The organism is Streptomyces sp. yr375 (genome assembly GCF_900110755.1).
Lineage (GTDB): Bacteria > Actinomycetota > Actinomycetes > Streptomycetales > Streptomycetaceae > Streptomyces.
Genome location: NZ_FOFF01000082.1, coordinates 1 through 16412, shown reverse-complemented (window position 1 = coordinate 16412; position 16412 = coordinate 1). Strand labels below are relative to the sequence as shown.

Sequence of the window (16412 nt, the reverse complement as noted above, 5' to 3'; positions counted from 1 at the left end):
GCGGGGGCGGCTGCTGGTGGTCGACGACGAACCGGCGATCGTGGACACCGTCACCCGGTTCCTGCGGTTCGTCGGGTACGAGGTGCGCACCGCCGCCACCGGCCGCGAGGCGCTGACCGAGGCCCGGGAGTTCCTGCCCGAACTGGTCCTGCTCGACATCATGCTGCCGGACAGCGACGGCTTCGAGGTCCTCAACCGGCTCCGCGCCGACGGCCTGCCGGTCGCCGTTGTCTTCCTCACCGCCCGCGACACCCGCAAGGACCTCGTACGGGGGCTCACCGCGGGCGGTGACGACTACATCACCAAGCCCTTCGGCCTCGACGAGGTCGCCGCCCGCATCGGCGCCGTCCTGCGCCGCACCCGCGCGCACCGCCCCAGCGACCCGACGCTCGGCGTCGCCGACCTCATCCTCAACACCCTGACCCACGAGGTGCGCCGGGCCGGCGCCCTCATCGACCTCTCCCCCACCGAGTTCCGGCTGCTGCGCTACCTGATGCTGCACCAGGGCAAGGTGATCACCCGGGCCCGGCTCCTGGAGCACGTGTGGTCGTACGACTTCAACGGCGACGACACCGTGGTGGCCACCTACATCAGCTATCTGCGGCGCAAGGTCGACGGCCACGGGGAGCGGCTGATCCACACCCATCGCGGCGTCGGCTACAGCCTCAGGACCACGGAGTGCTGAGGTCCTGGTGGCGAACCTGGTGGCGCAACCGCCCGCTGCGCACCCGGATCAGCATCCTGCTCATCGCCTTGTTCAACGCCGTGCTGACGGTGACCAGCATCGTGGTGTTCACCTTCCTGCGCTCTGCGCTGTACGAGGAACTCGACCACCGGCTGACCGCGACGACCGCCGGCATGGCCGCCGGGGACTCCGTCGGCCTGGAGATCGCGGGCAGCCGGGCCGCCGGGTACGGGTGGGCCAAGTTCGGCGGCGATCTGTACATCGCGCTGCTCAGCGGTGATCAGCGCCCGCGTGGCCCGGGCCCGCGCTATCCGGACCCGCCGCCGCCCGCCGGCACGCCCGTGACCGTGCCGGGCGACGCGGCGGCGGCGCACGCCCAGTACCGGCTGGTCACGGCGCGGCTCGCCGACGGGCGGACGGCCGTGGCCGCCGTCGACACCGCCTCGACCGAGGCCGCCGTCCGCCGGGCGGTCCAGGTCGTCGTGGCCGTCCAGTTGCTCGCCGACGTCGTCCTCGGTGTGCTGGGCGTCCTGGCCGTACGGCGTTCGCTGCGGCCGTTGGAGGATGCCGCGCGCACGGCGGACCGGGTCGCCGCCGGGGACTTCGCGCCGCGTCTGGTGGACGCCCGCGTCGCGCCGAAGACCGAGGTGGGGCGGCTCGCCGACGCCCTCAACCGGATGCTGGACCAGATCCACGCCGCTCTCGCGGCCCGCGACACCTCGGAGGAGCGGCTGCGTCAGTTCGTCGCGGACGCCTCGCACGAACTGCGCACCCCCTTGCAGTCGATCCGCGGCTACGGCGAGCTGTACCAGCGCGGGGCGCTGCCCGACACCCGGGCGGTCGACGAAGCCGTGGAACGCATGCTGGCCGAGGTGCACCGGATGACGCGCCTGGTGGAATCGCTGCTCATGCTGGCCCGCTTCGACGAGGACGACCCGGACGACCTCGAACCCGTCGACCTCAGCCGGGTGGTCACCGACTCCTGCCGCGACGCCGCCGCCGTGGAACCGACCCGCCCCTGGACGGTCACCGTGGCCCCGGACGTGACGGTATGGGGGGACGAGGCCCAACTACGGGGCGTCGTCGCCAACTTGCTGGCCAACGTCCGGATGCACACACCGCCGGAGGCGGCCTGCGCGGTCGGCCTGACGGTGGTGGCGGACCAGGCCGTCCTCCAGGTCCGCGACGAGGGCCCCGGCATCCCGGCCGACGCCCTCCCCCACGTCTTCGACCGCTTCTACCGCGCCGACAAGAGCAGAAGCCGAGCCCGCGGCGGCAGCGGCCTGGGCCTCTCCATCGTCGCGGCCATCGCCGACCTCCACGGCGGCACCGTCCACGTACAAAGCCCCCCCGACGGCGGAACCCTGATCGAGGTGACCCTGCCCACCCGGTGAACGCACCCCGAGCCGGGCCCGGGCATCCGCCCGTCCAGCTCGGCGACCGAGGCGCGGACCACGCAGTCGGGGGCGACACCAGCGGCACCACGCCCCGCACCCGGCACCCCGCACCCCGCACCCCGCACCCCGCACCCGGTACACCGTCCAGTGCGCGTCGCTCCACACCGGCTCCAGCCACCCGCGCAGTAGGACGCCTCGGTGCGGGTGCCGTCGTAGAAGAGGTGGCCGTGGGTGACGTCGAGGTGAGGGCCTCAGCCGCCGCACACCCTGCGGTACGGGACGTCGGGGACGTACGCCTGCCACTGTGCGCGGGTCAGGTTCGTGTCGCCGGTGCGGGTGCAGATGTGGGTGACGGCCTGGGTGGGGTCGATGGTGTAGCGCTGGAGGGGGACGTGGGTGCCGGCCGTGTACAGGGTGGTGCTGTCGGCGCTGAAGGCGAGGGCGGTGACGGGCTCGCCGGGGGTGGTGAGCGGGCCGCCGAGGGGCTGGCGGGTGGCGGTGTCCCAGAGCTGGAGGGTGCCGGCGTCGCCGCCGACGGCGAGAGTGCGGCCGTCGGGGCTGAGGGCGAGGGCGCTGACCGCTTCGGGGTCGTCGCCCAGCGGGGCGGGGAAGACGTTGCGCAGGACTCCGGCGCGGCGGTGGACGTCGGTGTCCCACAGGGTGACCCGGCCGGTCGCGTCGCCCGCCGCGAGCCGGGAGCCGTCGGGGGCGAAGGCGAGGGCGCCGATCCCCTCGCCCTGGACCAGGTCGGGCGTGGCGACCGGGCCGGCGGGCAGGCGGACGGCGCGGTTGTCGCCGACGAGGAGCCGGCCGTCGGGGCGGACGGCCAGGTGGCCGCCGGTCGCGGCCGGGAACACGGCGGTGCGGCGGTGGCGTCCGGTGTCCCACACCTCGTCGCGCAGGGTGCCGAGGGGCGAGCGGACGGCGTACAGGCTGCGGCCGCCGCTGCCCAGGGCGAGGGTGACCACGGCCCCGGCGGCCGAGGGCGTCGTCAGGTCCAGCGTGGCCCGCCGGCGGTGGTGGGCCAGGTCCCAGACGGTGACGTGCTGGTCGGCGTCGTCCCAGCCGGGGGCGGAGACGCCGTAGGCGAGGGCGGTGCCGTCGGGGCTGAACGCCAGCAGGGCCAGCATGTCGGACGGCGTGATCGGCTCGGCGGGCTTGGGCGAGGCGGGCAGCGGCGGAGCCGGCAGGGTCCCGGTCACCTTGCCGTCGCGGGTGTCGCGGAGCTGGATCCGGTAGGTGGCGCCGGTGCGTTGGGCGGTGGCGAGGGTGCGGCCGTCGGGGCTGAGCACGACCGTGTCGAGGGGCTGGTCGGCCCAGTCGGCGGTGACGGCCGTGCCGAGGTCGAGGGTGTGGACGGTGCCGCCTTCGAGGTAGCGCAGCAGTGGGCGGTCGGGGTCCCAGGCGAGGCCCCGGTAGAGGCGCTGGTTGTTCAGGGCGTGCCGGAAGACCGGTGCGGTGGTGTCGGACAGCCGCCACACCTTGATCTCGCCGCCGTCGGCGGTCGCCAGGAACGCGCCGTCCTTGCTGAAGGCGGCGGCCGCCACGCCGGGGGCGGCGAGGTCGGCGACCTGACGCCCCGACGTGGCGTCCCAGACGTGGACGCCGGTGTCGGTGACGGCGGCGAACCGGCCGCCGGCGCTGAACACCAGCGCCGAGCGGTCGTCGTCGTGGCAGAGCGCGCCCGCGTGCTCCCAGGCGCCGGGCAGCGTGCGGTGGTGGGCGAGGTCCCGGACCTGCGGGGGTTTCCCGGCGGGGCAGACGGCCACCAGCCGCCCGTCCGCGCTCGGGGCGACGTCCGCCGGGGCGGGCGCGCGGGTCGCCAGCAGCGAGCGGCCGTCCGTGACGGAGCGCAGCCACACCTGGTCGTCGTCGACGCTGTCCACGACGTAACTGCGGTCGCCCGCACCGAAGTTCACGGTCCCGGCCGACCGCGCGGGCGCGCCGGTCCACCGTCCGGCGGAGGTGTCCCACAGCCGTACGGTGCCGTCGTTCCCGGCGACCGCGAGCACCGCGCCGTCCGGGGCGGCGGAGAGCACCTGACCGGCCGGGAGCCGGCCCGAGGCGATACGGCGGTGGCCGGCCACGTCCCAGGTCCGCCAGGTGCGCCCGTCGACGCTGAGCAGGGTGTGGCCGAAGGCGGTGAGGAAACGGGTGGGGCTGTCCCCCGGCGCGGGGTCGGTGAAGGTGTCCGTCTCGGGCTGGGCGAGAGCGCCGAGCAGGGCCCGCCGGGTCTCGGGCAGGGCGGAGACCCGCCAGGCGGCGACGCCGAGGAGTTGGGCGGTGTGCGGGTCGGTGGTGCGCAGCGCGTCGGACACCTCGGCGATGGTGCGGGCCGCGTCGTCGGTGCGGCGGCGCTCGTTGTCGGCGTGCTGCCGCCAGGCGACCAGACCGGCGACCAGCGCCACCGCGAGGACCGCCGAGAGCGTGGAGACCAGGGTGCGGGAGCGGCGCACGGCGCGGGTGGCGGCCCGGCACTCCGCGTCCCGGGTCTCGAACGCGGCGACGAGGAAGGCCCGTTCCCCCGCGGTCAGCGCGAGGTCGCTCGCGTGCCCGGGGAACAGTTCCTCGGCGCGGGCCAGCCGGGTGCCCCGGTACAGCGCGCCGGGGTCACGGTCGTGCTCCAGCCAGGCGCGGGCGGCCTCCGTCAGGGCCCGGTGGTGGCGCAGCCGTTCGCGGTCCTCCTCGATCCAGCCGCGCAGCCGGGGCCAGCAGGTGATCAGCGCCTCGTGGGCGAGCTGCACGCCCTGCTCGTCGGCGATCAGCAGCCGGGCCCGGGTGAGCCCCTCGACCACGACCGGAACCGAGGGGTCCGTCCACTCGTCGAGTTCGGCCCGGGTCAGCGGACGCCGGGTGTCGGGGGTGCCCTGCCCCGGCTCGACCATCCGCAGCAGCAGTTGCCTGGCGGCGCGCGCCTGCGGCTCGGACAACCGCCCGTACGCCTCCTCGGCGGTCGCCGCGATCGCGCCCCGCACCCCGCCGGCCGCCTGGTAGGCGGCCAGGGTGAGCATGCGGCTGCGACGCCGCCGCCAGGTCTCCAGCAGGGCGTGCGACAGCATCGGCAGTCCGCCGGGCTCGTCCAGCACCTCGTCGACGATCCGCGCGGTCAGCTCCCGCTCCACGATGAGCCCGGCCGCCTGCGCGGGCTTGACCACCACGTCCCGCAGTTCGTCCGCGGTCATCGGCCCGACCAGCAGCCCGGCCCCGCACAGCGCCTGCGCCAGCTCGCGGTGCTCGGCGCACCGCGGGTAGAAGTCGGCGCGCACGGCGATGAGCACCCGCAGCCGGCTGGCCGGGTGCCGGGCGGCGAGCAGCAGGTCGATGAACCGGCCGCGCTCCGCCTTGTCCCGGCAGAGCGTGAAGGCCTCCTCGAACTGGTCGACCACCACCCAGCTCTCCGGCTCGCCCTGCGCGGGGTCCAGCAGATGCCCGTACGTCTCGGCGGGCCGGGCCCCCGGGGTGAACACCCGCAGCGCCGCCGGCCGGCCCCGGCTCGCGATCTCCTCCCGCAGCCGGGGGATCAGCCCGGCCCGCAGCAGCGACGACTTCCCGCTGCCCGACGCCCCGAACACCACCGCGAACCGACGCCCGCACACCAGCTCGCCGAGTTCCCGCACCAGCCGGTCCCGCCCGAAGAACAGGTCACGGTCGCTCGGCTCGAACCGCGCCAGCCCGCGATACGGCGGCGTCGCGTCCGCGTCGTCGCGCGGTTCCCCCGCGACCTCCGACTCGGCCTGCTTCCACCGCGACTCCCACTCCCCAAGGTCGCCGCCGCACGCCCGCACATACGCCTGGACGACGGCGAGCGACGGCAGCCGCTCCCCGCCCGCCGCCTTCGACAACGTTGCCGCGGTGAACTCGGCGGCCTCCGCCATCGTCCGGTACGACGGCCCCCCGGCGGCCCGTCGCAGCTCCCGCAGCTCGTGGGCGAGCCGCTGCACCGGCCCTGCCGCCGGGTCCACCGGTCTCTCCGGACGCCCCACGAGGCTTACCCCACTTCCATACAACTTCCGCGCAGCGGATGAAAACGTCATTCAAGGACGATCAACATACGTTCCACGCCGATCGGACGTCACCCGATTCCGGCGAGATGTGGCCTTGATGACAGCGGCGGGGATGCGGTCGGGGGCGGGGCTACGCGGGCAGTGGGCGGTTGTTGACGACGTGCTTCATGACCAGCGTGGACGTCAGGCGCTGCACTCCGGGCAGTACGGCCAACTTCCCGTCGTACAACTGCTGGAAGGCCGCCAGGTCGGTGGTGACCACGCGCAGCAGGTAGTCGGTCTCGCCGAAGAGGCGTTGGGCCTGCACCACGGACGGGACCTCGACCACGGCCCGCTCGAAGGCGGTGACCGTCTCCTGGTCCTCCCAGCGCAGGGTGACGAACACCAGGGCCTCGAAGTCCAGGCCGACGGCGGCCGGGTCCACGACCGCGCGGTAGCCGCTGATCGCACCCGTGCGTTCGAGGTCGCGCAGGCGGCGGTGGCACGGCGAGACGCTGAGCTTCACGCGCGCGGCCAGCTCGGTCACCGTCAGACGGCCGTCCATCTGTAGCTCGGCAAGAATCTTCCGGTCCAGGTCACCCATGAGCAAGATTATTCCCTTAAGTGCGCGAGACCGGGGAATCTTTGGAAACACCTTCGCCCGAAAAGCACCTAACCTTCCCTCTCGTACAGAGGAACGGAAGAGGGATCGATTCACCATGGACACAGGCACCATCGCGGCTTTCCTGGCAGTGGACCTCCTGTTGGTCTTCACTCCGGGCGCGGACTGGGCCTACGCGATCTCGGCGGGACTCCAGAAGCGGGCGCTGCTGCCCGCGGTCGCCGGGCTGGTGGCCGGATACGCCGGTTACACCCTGCTCGCCGTGGCCGGCCTGGTGGTGATCGTGGCCAGTTCCACGACCGTGCTCACGGCGCTGACCGTGCTCGGGGCGGCGTACCTGGTGTGGCTCGGCTGGGGCGTCCTGGCACGGCCCATCTCGCCGGGCGTGGCGACGGAGGCCGTGTCCGCCTCCGCTCGGCAGATCATGCTGAAGGGCGCGGGGATAAGCGGTCTCAACCCCAAGGCGCTCCTGCTGTACTTCTCCTTGTTTCCCCAGTTCATCGACCCTTCAGGGAGCTGGCCGGTCGCCGCGCAGACCGGTCTGCTCAGCACCTTGCACATGGTGAGCTGTGCCGTCGTCTACCTGACTGTGGGGATACTGGCCCGCACCGTGCTGGCGGCCCGTCCCGCGGCGGCCCGCGCCGTCACCCGCACCAGCGGTGCCATGATGATCATCATCGGCGGGTTCCTGCTCGTGGAGGGCCTCGTCTGATGACCTAAGCCGGATGAGGAGAGCCGTGGCACACCAGCCCGTGGAACAGCAGCCGCAGCAGGCGGAGCAGGAAAAGGAACTGGAACGGGCGAGCCCCGAGGTGCAGGCGCGCGTGCGTGCCAGTTTCGAGCGCCAGGGTCTGATGGGGCATCTCGGTGCGCGGATAGCGCACATCGCGCCGGGACGGGTGCACATCGTGCTTCCGAGCCGGCCCGAGGTGACGCAGCAGCACGGCTACTTCCACGCGGGGGCGACCAGCGCCATCGCGGACAGCGCGGGCGGTTACGCGGCGTCCACGCTGTTTCCCGAGGACGCCTCGGTGCTGACGGTGGAGTACAAGATCAACCTGCTGGCGCCTGCCGTCGGCGACCACATCGAGGCCGTGGGGACGGTCCTGAAGTCCGGACGCACCCTGACCGTGTGCCGGCTGGAGGTCTTCGGCGTCCAGGGCGACCGCAGGACGCTGGTGGCGGCCGGTCAGCAGACGCTGATCTGCGTGCAGCGATCCGAGCAGTGAGCGCAGTGAGTTCCGAGCAGTAAGCAACGCGACACGTCGAGCCGGAGGCCGCGGCATGAGCAACAGCAGCACGAGCGACAGCGACATCAACGACAGCAGTGGCATACGGGTCTCGCGCCGGGCCCAGGCCGTGGCCCCGTTCTACGCCATGGAGTTCGGCAAGCAGGCCGCCGCGCTGGAGGCGCAGGGCCACCATGTCGTCAAGCTCAGCATCGGCGAGCCGGACTTCGGCGCGCCCCCGGCCGTCCTGAGCGCGATGCGCGAGGTCATGGACGGCCGGCCGATGACCTACACGGCGGCCCTCGGACTCCCGGCGCTGCGGCAGGCCATCGCGGACTTCTACCGGGACCGGCACGATGTCGTGGTCGACCCGGCCCGGATCGTCGTGACGGCGGGTGCCTCGGCCGCCCTCGTGCTGGCCACCGCCGCCCTCATCGACCCCGGTGACGAGGTGCTCATCGCGGACCCGTCCTACCCGTGCAACCGGCAGATCGTCGAGAGCTTCGGCGCCAAGGTCGCACTCGTGCCGACGACCCCCGAGACCCGTTTCCAGCTCGACGCCGCCCTGGTGCGCTCGCACTGGACCGAGGCGACGCGCGGCGTCATGGTCGCGAGCCCCTCGAACCCGACCGGCACCTCGGTCCCCACCGACGAACTCGCCGCGATCTGCGACCTCGCCCGCGAACGCGGCGCCTGGCGCATCGTCGACGAGATCTACCTCGACCTCAGCGACCACGACGACCAGGGCAGACCGCCGCGCAGCGCGCTCGCCTTCGACCCCGACGCCGTCGTCATCAACAGTTTCTCCAAGTACTTCGGCATGACCGGCTGGCGGCTCGGCTGGTGCGTCGTCCCCGAGGCGCTCGTACCGGCGATGGAGCGCCTGGCCCAGAACTACTTCCTCTGTGCCTCCGCCCCCGCCCAGCACGCCGCCCTGGCCTGCTTCACCCCCGAGTCCCTCGCGGTCGGCGAAGCCCGCCGCACCGAACTCGCCGAGCGCCGCGCGCTCGTCCTCGACGGTCTGGCCCGGATCGGCCTGCCGGTCCCGGTGCCGCCCGACGGGGCGTTCTACATCTACTTCGACGTCAGCGACACCGGGCTCACCTCGTGGGAGTTCTGCGCACGGGCGCTCCAGGAGGCGCACGTGGCCGTCACCCCGGGCCGGGACTTCGGCGTCCACACGGCGGACACCCACGTCCGGCTCTCGTACGCCGCGTCGGGCGACGAACTGCGTGAGGGGATCGCCCGGCTCGGGAAGTTCGTGGCCACGCTCCGGTAGGGCGGCCGGTCAGGCGTCCCTGCTCACCGCCGCGTCGAGCAGGGGGCCGAGTTCCCGGGCGACGGTGGTCAGGGGGCGGACGTCCTGCTCGGCGCGGGCCATGAGGATCGCGCCCTCCAGGGTGGCGATCATGAGCGTCGCGAGGGCGGCGGACCGCTCGTCGGGCACGCCCATGTCCGTCAGGGCGCGGGCCACGGGTCCGGTCCAGGTGGCGAAAGCGGTCGCCGTCGCCTCCCGCGTGGCCACGGTGGACCGCGCGCAGTCCACCGTGGCGGCGGCCACCGGGCAGCCGCCCGCGAAGCCGTCGGCCCGGTACTCGTCGGTCCACTGCCGCACCATCGCGGCGAACAGCCCGCCTGGCGTCGGCTCGGGCAGCGCGGCGAGGAAGCGGTCGACGCGGTGGCCCGCGTACCGGCCGGCCCACTCCACCGCCTCGTTGACGAGCTGTTCCTTGCCGCCGGGGAAGTAGTGCTGGAGCGAACCGCGCGGCGCTCCGGCGTGGGCGGCGACCTCGCGCATACCGGTCGCGGCGACCCCGTCGCGCCGGATGAGCTGGGCCGCGCTGAAGACCATCCGCTCACGCGGCCCCCGCTCGGACACCGCCATGTTCGACCTCCACCACCCTGCCGCGCGTACTCCGGACCCCCACTCTATGACAGCGGTCATAGAGCCCACTAAGATGACGGCTGTCATAGCCAGCGGAAAGGCAGCGCATCGTGTACGTCGGTTTCATCGGCCTCGGGGTGATGGGGCAGCCCATGGCCCTCGGGCTCGCCCGCGCCGGAACGCCCCTCGTCGTCTTCAACCGCACCCCGGCCCGCTGCGAACCCCTGCGCACCGCCGGGGCGCAGGTCGCGGCGGACCCGGCCGAGGTCTTCGAGCGGGCCGGCACCGTGATCCTCATGCTGGCCGACGAGAGCGCCGTCGACACCGTCCTGGGGCGCGGCACCCCGAAGTTCGCCGCGCGCGTCGCCGCACACACCGTCGTCCACATGGGCACGACGTCCGCCGAGTACTCGGCCGGCCTGCAAGACGACATCCGGGCGGCGGGCGGGAGGTATGTCGAGGCACCGGTCTCCGGCTCCCGGGTCCCCGCCGAGCAGGGGCAGTTGGTGGGGATGCTGGCGGGCGACGAGGACGCGGTGGCTGCCGTACGGCCGCTGCTCGCGCCCATGTGCCGGGAGACGTTCGGCTGCGGTGCGGTGCCGGGCGCGCTGCTGATGAAGTTCTCGGTGAACCTGTTCCTGATCACGATGGTGACCGGTCTGACCGAGGCGTTCCACTTCGCCGACCGGCACGGGCTCGACCAGCGCCTGCTGCGGGACGTCCTGGACGCGGGCCCGATGGCCAGCGCCGTGTCCCGGGTGAAGGCCCCGAAGCTGCTGGCCCGCGACTTCACCGTCCAGGCGGCGGCAGCGGACGTCCTGAAGAACAACCGGCTGATCGCCGAAGCCGCCCGCAAGGCCGACCTGGCCTCACCGCTCCTGGACATCTGTCACACCCTCTACGGCGAGGCGGTCGAGCAGGGCCACGGCGGCGAGGACATGGTGGCCGTACTGCGCGCACTGGAGGCCCGCACCGACGGCGCTTCCGTGCCCAATGCCGTGTCCGTGCCCACCCCGCCCGCGTAACCCCTCCCCCGTACCCCTTCCTTGTATCCACCCCACCGAAGGAGCGAGCATGAGCTGGACCATCGAGCGGCACGGTCGGGTCGCCGTCGTGACGATGACGACCAACCCGGTCAACGCGCAGAACCGCGCCTTCTTCGCCGACCTGCACGAGGCGTTCGACCGGCTCGAGCGGGACCACCCGGACTCCCCCGTCGTGCTGACCGGCACCGGCGCCCGCTTCTCCGCCGGTCTCGACCTGGGCGAGCACTTCCCGCTGTTCGCCGGCGATCCGGCGGCCGTCGCGTCCTGGTTCGCCGACTACCGGGCCACCAACATGCGGCTGTTCACCTACCCGCGCCCCACGGTCGCCGCGGTCAACGGGCACGCCTTCGCGGGCGGGCTGATCACCGCCGCCGTCTGCGACCACCGGGTGGCCGTGGCCGACGGGGCCCGCTTCGGGCTCAACGAGGTGCCGATCGGCATCCCGATGCCCGCCGTGTACGTCCGGATGCTCGCGTACGCCTGGGGCGATCCGGTCGCGTCCCGCGCCTGTCTGCTCGGGGAGATCTTCACCCCGGACCAGGCCCACGCGCTGGGCATGGTGCACGAGTTGGCCCCGGCCGGGGAGCTGCTGAAGCGGGCCGTCGCCATCGCCGAGCAGACGCCCGAGGACTGCCTGGAGCAGTACGCGTTCACCAAGCGCGCCTGCCAGGCCGCCGCCCTGCGCGACATCGCCGAACTCGCCGACCCGCTCGACGCCGAGCTGCCCGCCGGCATGACCAGCGACCAGGCCCGGCACGCCCATCGGCGCTACTGGCAGCAGCTCAAGGGGCGTCCGGCACAGTGGTGAGTCAGTGGTGAGTCGCACAACCGCCCACGCCGACAAGGAGGTTGTTCATGGCGGGTGAAGCCGAGAAGCTGCCGGCCTGGGTGACCTGGCGGCGCAGGCCCTTTCCCGACGCCAACCTGCTTCTGCTGCACGGGCGTCGGCCGGCCCTCGTCGACAGCGGGTTCGTGGGTCACGCGGCGGAGACGGCCGACTGGGTCCGCGCACACGCCGGGGACCTGTCGCTGGTCGTGAACACGCACTGGCACTCCGACCACGTGGGCGGCAATGCGCTGCTCCAGGCCGGGGGCGCGGGCATCGCGGCGAGCGCGCCGGACGCCGGGGCCGTCGCCCGGCGGGATCCGGGGTGCTGCGTGGCGGAGTACCTCGACCAGCCGGTCGGCCCGTACACCGTCGACGTACCGCTCCACGACGGGCAGGTCCTGCGGCTGGGCGACGCCGACTGGACGGTCGTCAGCACGCCCGGACACACCACCGGCCATCTGTCGCTGTGGCAGCCCGAGGAACGGCTGCTGGTGGTCGGCGACGCCCTGTCGGACTACGACGTCGGCTGGGTGAATCTCGCGCTCGACGGGCCCGGCGCGGCCGCCACCGCGCTCGCCTCCCTGCACCGGCTGGCCGACCTGCGGCCCCGTTCGGTGCTGCCCGCGCACGGGCCGATGCCCGCCGACCCGGGTGCCGCGTTCGCCGCCGCGGTGCGGCGCGCACAGCGCCTCGTCGACGACCCGGCCGGTGCGGTCTGGTACGGCGCGCGGCGGATCTTCGCCTTCGCCCTGATGATCCGGGGCGGGATTCCCGCCGCCGAGGTCGAGCCCTATCTGCACGCGCGGGCCTGGCTCACCGACGCGGCCCGGCTGCTGGGCGAGGCACCCGAGGCGCTCGCCGCCGAGCTGGTGGACGGCATGCTCGGCAGCGGTGCGATCGCCCTGCGCGAGGGGCGGCTGCACGCGACCGCCGACCACACGCCGGTCACGCCGGAGTCCCTGCGGGTGCCGTATCCCCGAGCCTGGCCGGCGGCGACACCCGCGGAGGCCGCCGAGCGGCCGTGACGCCCGGCGGCTTCACCGGGTCCCGGGCAGGACCGGCAGGCCGGTCAACTCCGCCGACCGCTGCCACAGTTGCCTGGCCAGGTGCGGGTCGCGGGCCTGCTCGTTCCTGGGCTCCTCGCGGGTGAGCCGGTGGAAGTAGGCGCCGTTCACCGACTGCGGGTCGACGCTCGCCAGGTGCAGCAGGGGTTCGGCGCCCTGCTCGGGGGACAGGAGCAGCACCTTGCCCGCCCAGGAGCTCATCAGCTTCCGCTGCATCGCGTTCTCCCGGGCGACCTCGGTGGCGACCGAACCGGGGTGGAAGGCCGAGGTGGTGACACCGGTGCCCTGCATACGGTCCGCGAGCTCCCGGGTGAAGAGGATCGTCGCGATCTTGGACGCCCCGTAGGCGCGCAGCTTGTGGTAGCCGACCCCGGTGCCGTTCAGATCGTTCAGGTCGAGGCGCGCCTTGCGGTACTGGAGGCTGCCCGTGTTGATCACCCGGGCGTCCGGCGACTCGGCGAGGCGGTCCAGGAGGAGGTTCGTGAGGAGGAACGGCGCCAGGTGGTTGACCTGGAGGTTCATCTCATGGCCGTCGACGCTGGTCCGGTGCTCCTCGAAGATGGCGCCCGCGTTGTTGGCCAGGATGTCGATCCGTCCGTGGGTGGCCAGCAGGTCATCGGCGAGCGCGCGGACCGAGTCCAGCGCCCCGAAGTCCGCGAGGTGCATCCTGCCGCCGACCTGGTCCGCGATCGCCGCCGTCTTCTCCTGGGACCGCCCGACCACCGCCACGGACGCGCCCCGCTCGGCGAACAGCCGGGCCGCCGCCGCACCGATCCCGGCACTGGCACCGGTGACGACCACCGTCCTGCCCCGTAGATCCCGCACTCCACCACTCATCGGATTCCTCACTCTCGTCACTCCCACGAAGCCCAAGCGATATTCGGCTATCGCTTACGTTCGAGTGAACCGTACCGTCTAGCGATAGTCAACTATCGGATGGTAGGGTCCCCGTCATGTCCCCCGATGCCACGCGGCGGCTGCGCGCCGATGCCGCGCGAAACTCCGAGAGGATCCTGCGGGCCGCGCGGGAGGTGTACGCCGAGAGCGGCCCCGACGCGATGCTCGAGGAGATCGCCCGCCGCGCCGGCGTCGGCATCGCGACGCTCTACCGCCGCTTCCCCAACAAGGAGGCGCTCGTCCGGGCGGCCCTGGAGCAGAGCATCACCGAGCAGCTCTCCCCCGCGATCGAACAGGCGCTGGACGGCGCCGACGCCCGCCAGGGCCTGGTCACGCTGCTGGAAGCCGCCCTGGTCATGGTGGCCCGCGAGCGCAACACCCTGGCCGCCGCCGACAACCCCGGCGCCCTCACGACGGGGGCCGCCGCGCCGTTCCTCGACTCCCTGATGCTGCTCGTCCAGCGGGGACAGCGGGCCGGCACCATCCGCGCCGATCTCGTCCCCGACGACATGCAGCGGATCATCGGGATGCTGATGAGCGTCCTGTGGAACATGGACCCGGACAGCGACGGCTGGCGGCGCTACGTCGCGCTCATGCTGGACGCCCTGTCACCCGTCGGCGCGAGCCCCCTCCCACCGGCGGCGCCGATGACGGAGTGCCGCGAGGGAAGGCCGGGCCACCCCACGCTCGGCGGTTGAGAAAACGATTTCTTCCTCAAATCCGAGCAGTGCGCCCAACCGGCCGACCCCGTCGCCCGCACCGCCGAGCCCGGACGCCCCGAGTGACGGGTGTCACCGCCGTCGCCCTTCGCGCAGCACATTCACGCAGTTCAAGGGCGTGACGGAGCGACGCGCCCGCCCCATCGGACAAATGTCTCGCACCCGACGCGCCGCCGGGGTTTACCTGGGGACTCCGACGGGCCAAGATGAGCCGCAGTAAAAGTGAGCAATCATTTTCTCACCGGTGTCGCAGGCGCGCCCGGTGCGGCCGCCAACCCGAGAACCCGGCCCGCCGCCAGCTCGCCTGCGACGTTGCGAACATTGATCGATATCTCGAACACCGATTGGTTGATCATGGAACCGATGAGCCTCTCCCCCTGCGTCATCGGGGTCGACTTCGGGACGCTGTCCGGGCGGGCCGTGGTGGTCCGCGTCCGGGACGGTGCCGAGTTGGGTGTCGCGGAGTACGCCTATCCGCACGCGGTCCTGGACCGGGCGCTGCCCGACGGTACGGCCCTGCCGCCGGACTGGGCGCTGCAGGTGCCGTCGGACTACGTCGACGTCCTGCGCCACGCGGTCCCCAAGGCCCTGGCGCGGGCCGGGGTGCGGCCCGAGCAGGTGATCGGCATCGGGACGGACTTCACCGCGTGCACGATGGTGCCGACGCTCGCGGACGGCACGCCTTTGTGCGAGCTGCCCGATCTCGCCGGCCGTCCGCACGCCTACGTCAAGCTGTGGCGCCACCACGCCGCGCAGGACCAGGCGGACCGGATCAACGCCCTCGCCGAGGAGCGGGGCGAGGCGTGGCTCGCGCGCTACGGCGGGAAGATCTCCTCGGAGTGGGAGTTCGCCAAGGCGCTGCAGGTGCTGGAGGAGGACCCGGAGATCTACGCTCGTATCGAGCGGTGGGTGGAGGCGGCCGACTGGATCGTGTGGCGGTTGTGCGGGGAGTATGTCCGCAACGCCTGTACCGCGGGGTACAAGGGCCAGTACCAGGACGGCGCGTATCCCTCGCCCGAGCATCTCGCGGCCCTGCACCCGGACTTCGCCGGCTTCGTGACCGGCAAGCTGGACCAGCCGATCGGTGCGCTGGGCGCCGCGGCGGGGACGCTGACGGCCGAGGCGGCGGCCTGGACGGGGCTGCCGGAGGGCATCACGGTGTGCGTCGGCAACGTCGACGCGCATGTGACGGCGCCGGCGGCGGCGGCCGTCGAGCCCGGCCAGATGGTCGCCATCATGGGCACCTCGACCTGCCATGTGATGAGCTCCGACCGGCAGGCCGAGGTACCCGGCATGTGCGGCGTCGTGGACGGCGGCATCCTGCCCGGTCTGTGGGGCTACGAGGCCGGACAGAGCGGCGTCGGCGACATCTTCGGCTGGTTCGTCCGCACCGGGTTCCCCGCCTCGTACGCCGAGGAGGCGGCCGCGCTGGGCCGTGACCCGCACGAACACCTCACCGCCCTCGCGGCCGGACAGAAGGTCGGCGAGCACGGGCTGGTCGCGCTGGACTGGCACAGCGGCAACCGGTCCGTCCTCGTGGACCACGACCTCAGCGGCGTGCTGGTCGGCCTGACGCTGTCCACCCGGCCGGAGGACGTCTACCGCGCGCTCCTGGAGGCCACCGCCTTCGGCACCCGCACCATCATCGACGCCTTCGAGGCCGCCGGAGTGCCGGTCCAAGAGCTGATCATCGCGGGCGGCCTGACCAAGAACGCCCTGCTCATGCAGATCTACGCCGACGTCACCGGCCGTCCGCTGGGCGTCATCGGCTCCACCCAGGGCCCGGCACTGGGCGCCGCGATGCACGCCGCGGTCGCCGCCGGGGCGTACGCCGACATCCGGGCCGCGGCCCAGGCCATGGGCACGTCCCAGCGCGGCGTCTACCAGCCCGACCCCGAACGCGCCGCCGCCTACGAACGCCTCTACGCCGAATACCGGCTCCTGCACGACCACTTCGGCCGCGGCGCCAACGACGTCATGCACCGCCTGCGCCGCCTGCGCGCCGAAGCGTCCGCCTGAGCGGCCCCCACCCCTTCCCACCCCCGGCTCGCGCCGC

General features: G+C 73.1%; 15 protein-coding genes. 10 read left to right on the top strand and 5 right to left on the bottom strand.

Translation table 11 applies throughout. The features are described 5' to 3' along the window. Together BMZ82_RS38255 and BMZ82_RS38250 are read left to right on the top strand one after the other, a co-directional pair. The coding region (locus tag BMZ82_RS38255; protein ID WP_218159090.1) for a response regulator transcription factor at positions 1-685 on the top strand (685 nt) is incomplete at its 5' end. Next, positions 679-2079 (top strand): sensor histidine kinase, encoded by a 1401-nt coding sequence (locus tag BMZ82_RS38250; protein ID WP_256252335.1) that lies wholly within the window; start codon positions 679-681, stop codon positions 2077-2079. The genes BMZ82_RS38255 and BMZ82_RS38250, both read left to right, overlap by 7 nt. A gap of 254 nt (positions 2080-2333) precedes the next feature. On the opposite strand, the gene BMZ82_RS38245 is transcribed toward BMZ82_RS38250, so the two are convergent. Continuing rightward, on the bottom strand, positions 2334-6065 hold the full coding sequence (locus BMZ82_RS38245) for an nSTAND1 domain-containing NTPase (protein ID WP_093782002.1): 3732 nt from the start codon (positions 6063-6065) through the stop codon (positions 2334-2336). 151 nt (positions 6066-6216) lie between these two features. Continuing rightward, entirely contained in the window at positions 6217-6669 is a 453-nt protein-coding gene (locus tag BMZ82_RS38240; RefSeq protein WP_093782001.1) for an Lrp/AsnC family transcriptional regulator, read from the bottom strand. Between the two features lie 115 nt (positions 6670-6784). Here BMZ82_RS38240 and BMZ82_RS38235 point away from each other — a divergent pair, with 115 nt between their 5' ends. The 3 genes from BMZ82_RS38235 to BMZ82_RS38225 all read left to right on the top strand — a co-directional run bounded on the left by BMZ82_RS38235 (position 6785) and on the right by BMZ82_RS38225 (position 9195). Next, positions 6785-7399 carry a LysE family translocator gene (locus tag BMZ82_RS38235; RefSeq protein ID WP_093782000.1) on the top strand — a complete coding sequence of 205 codons (615 nt, stop codon included), beginning with the start codon at positions 6785-6787 and terminating at the stop codon, positions 7397-7399. Between the two features lie 142 nt (positions 7400-7541). After that, on the top strand, positions 7542-7916 hold the full coding sequence (locus BMZ82_RS38230; protein ID WP_256252336.1) for a PaaI family thioesterase: 375 nt from the start codon (positions 7542-7544) through the stop codon (positions 7914-7916). 55 nt (positions 7917-7971) lie between these two features. Further along, positions 7972-9195, top strand: a complete 1224-nt coding sequence (locus BMZ82_RS38225) for a pyridoxal phosphate-dependent aminotransferase (RefSeq protein ID WP_093781998.1) — start codon at positions 7972-7974, stop codon at positions 9193-9195. A 9-nt stretch (positions 9196-9204) separates the two neighbouring features. Here the strand turns inward: BMZ82_RS38225 and BMZ82_RS38220 are convergent, their stop codons facing one another. Then, a complete protein-coding gene (locus tag BMZ82_RS38220) occupies positions 9205-9801 on the bottom strand; it encodes a TetR/AcrR family transcriptional regulator (RefSeq protein ID WP_093781997.1) in 597 nt (198 codons plus the stop codon). A gap of 110 nt (positions 9802-9911) precedes the next feature. On the opposite strand from BMZ82_RS38220, the gene BMZ82_RS38215 reads away from it, so the two are divergent. The 3 genes from BMZ82_RS38215 to BMZ82_RS38205 are packed head-to-tail and all read left to right on the top strand — an operon-like array spanning position 9912 to position 12701. Further along, positions 9912-10826 (top strand): NAD(P)-dependent oxidoreductase, encoded by a 915-nt coding sequence (locus BMZ82_RS38215; RefSeq protein ID WP_093781996.1) that lies wholly within the window; start codon positions 9912-9914, stop codon positions 10824-10826. Positions 10827-10875: 49 nt separating this feature from the next. Further along, positions 10876-11655, top strand: a complete 780-nt coding sequence (locus BMZ82_RS38210; protein ID WP_093781995.1) for an enoyl-CoA hydratase/isomerase family protein — start codon at positions 10876-10878, stop codon at positions 11653-11655. Between the two features lie 47 nt (positions 11656-11702). Beyond that, positions 11703-12701: an MBL fold metallo-hydrolase gene (locus tag BMZ82_RS38205; protein WP_093781994.1), complete on the top strand. Its 999-nt coding sequence runs from the start codon at positions 11703-11705 to the stop codon at positions 12699-12701. Between the two features lie 12 nt (positions 12702-12713). Here the strand turns inward: BMZ82_RS38205 and BMZ82_RS38200 are convergent, their stop codons facing one another. Next, a complete protein-coding gene (locus BMZ82_RS38200) occupies positions 12714-13577 on the bottom strand; it encodes an SDR family NAD(P)-dependent oxidoreductase (protein WP_093781993.1) in 864 nt (287 codons plus the stop codon). 116 nt (positions 13578-13693) lie between these two features. On the opposite strand from BMZ82_RS38200, the gene BMZ82_RS38195 reads away from it, so the two are divergent. Further along, positions 13694-14335: a TetR/AcrR family transcriptional regulator gene (locus tag BMZ82_RS38195; protein WP_093781992.1), complete on the top strand. Its 642-nt coding sequence runs from the start codon at positions 13694-13696 to the stop codon at positions 14333-14335. Between the two features lie 251 nt (positions 14336-14586). Here BMZ82_RS38195 and BMZ82_RS42435 read toward each other — a convergent pair whose 3' ends face one another. Beyond that, on the bottom strand, positions 14587-14712 hold the full coding sequence (locus tag BMZ82_RS42435) for a hypothetical protein (RefSeq protein WP_256252333.1): 126 nt from the start codon (positions 14710-14712) through the stop codon (positions 14587-14589). A gap of 7 nt (positions 14713-14719) precedes the next feature. Between BMZ82_RS42435 and araB the strand changes: the two genes are divergently transcribed. After that, entirely contained in the window at positions 14720-16375 is a 1656-nt protein-coding gene (araB, locus tag BMZ82_RS38190; protein WP_093781991.1) for a ribulokinase, read from the top strand. Positions 16376-16412: the final 37 nt, after the last annotated feature.

Excerpts from the sequence above, each read along its gene's own strand:
- araB (WP_093781991.1), top strand. The coding sequence starts at position 14,720 with ATGAGCCTCTCCCCCTGCGTCATCGGGGTCGACTTCGGGACGCTGTCC.
- BMZ82_RS38210 (WP_093781995.1), top strand. The coding sequence starts at position 10,876 with ATGAGCTGGACCATCGAGCGGCACGGTCGGGTCGCCGTCGTGACGATG.
- BMZ82_RS38205 (WP_093781994.1), top strand. The coding sequence starts at position 11,703 with ATGGCGGGTGAAGCCGAGAAGCTGCCGGCCTGGGTGACCTGGCGGCGC.
- BMZ82_RS38230 (WP_256252336.1), top strand. The coding sequence starts at position 7,542 with ATGGGGCATCTCGGTGCGCGGATAGCGCACATCGCGCCGGGACGGGTG.
- BMZ82_RS38220 (WP_093781997.1), bottom strand. The coding sequence starts at position 9,801 with ATGGCGGTGTCCGAGCGGGGGCCGCGTGAGCGGATGGTCTTCAGCGCG.
- BMZ82_RS38200 (WP_093781993.1), bottom strand. The coding sequence starts at position 13,577 with ATGAGTGGTGGAGTGCGGGATCTACGGGGCAGGACGGTGGTCGTCACC.
- BMZ82_RS38225 (WP_093781998.1), top strand. The coding sequence starts at position 7,972 with ATGAGCAACAGCAGCACGAGCGACAGCGACATCAACGACAGCAGTGGC.
- BMZ82_RS38195 (WP_093781992.1), top strand. The coding sequence starts at position 13,694 with ATGTCCCCCGATGCCACGCGGCGGCTGCGCGCCGATGCCGCGCGAAAC.
- BMZ82_RS42435 (WP_256252333.1), bottom strand. The coding sequence starts at position 14,712 with ATGATCAACCAATCGGTGTTCGAGATATCGATCAATGTTCGCAACGTC.
- BMZ82_RS38240 (WP_093782001.1), bottom strand. The coding sequence starts at position 6,669 with ATGGGTGACCTGGACCGGAAGATTCTTGCCGAGCTACAGATGGACGGC.
- BMZ82_RS38235 (WP_093782000.1), top strand. The coding sequence starts at position 6,785 with ATGGACACAGGCACCATCGCGGCTTTCCTGGCAGTGGACCTCCTGTTG.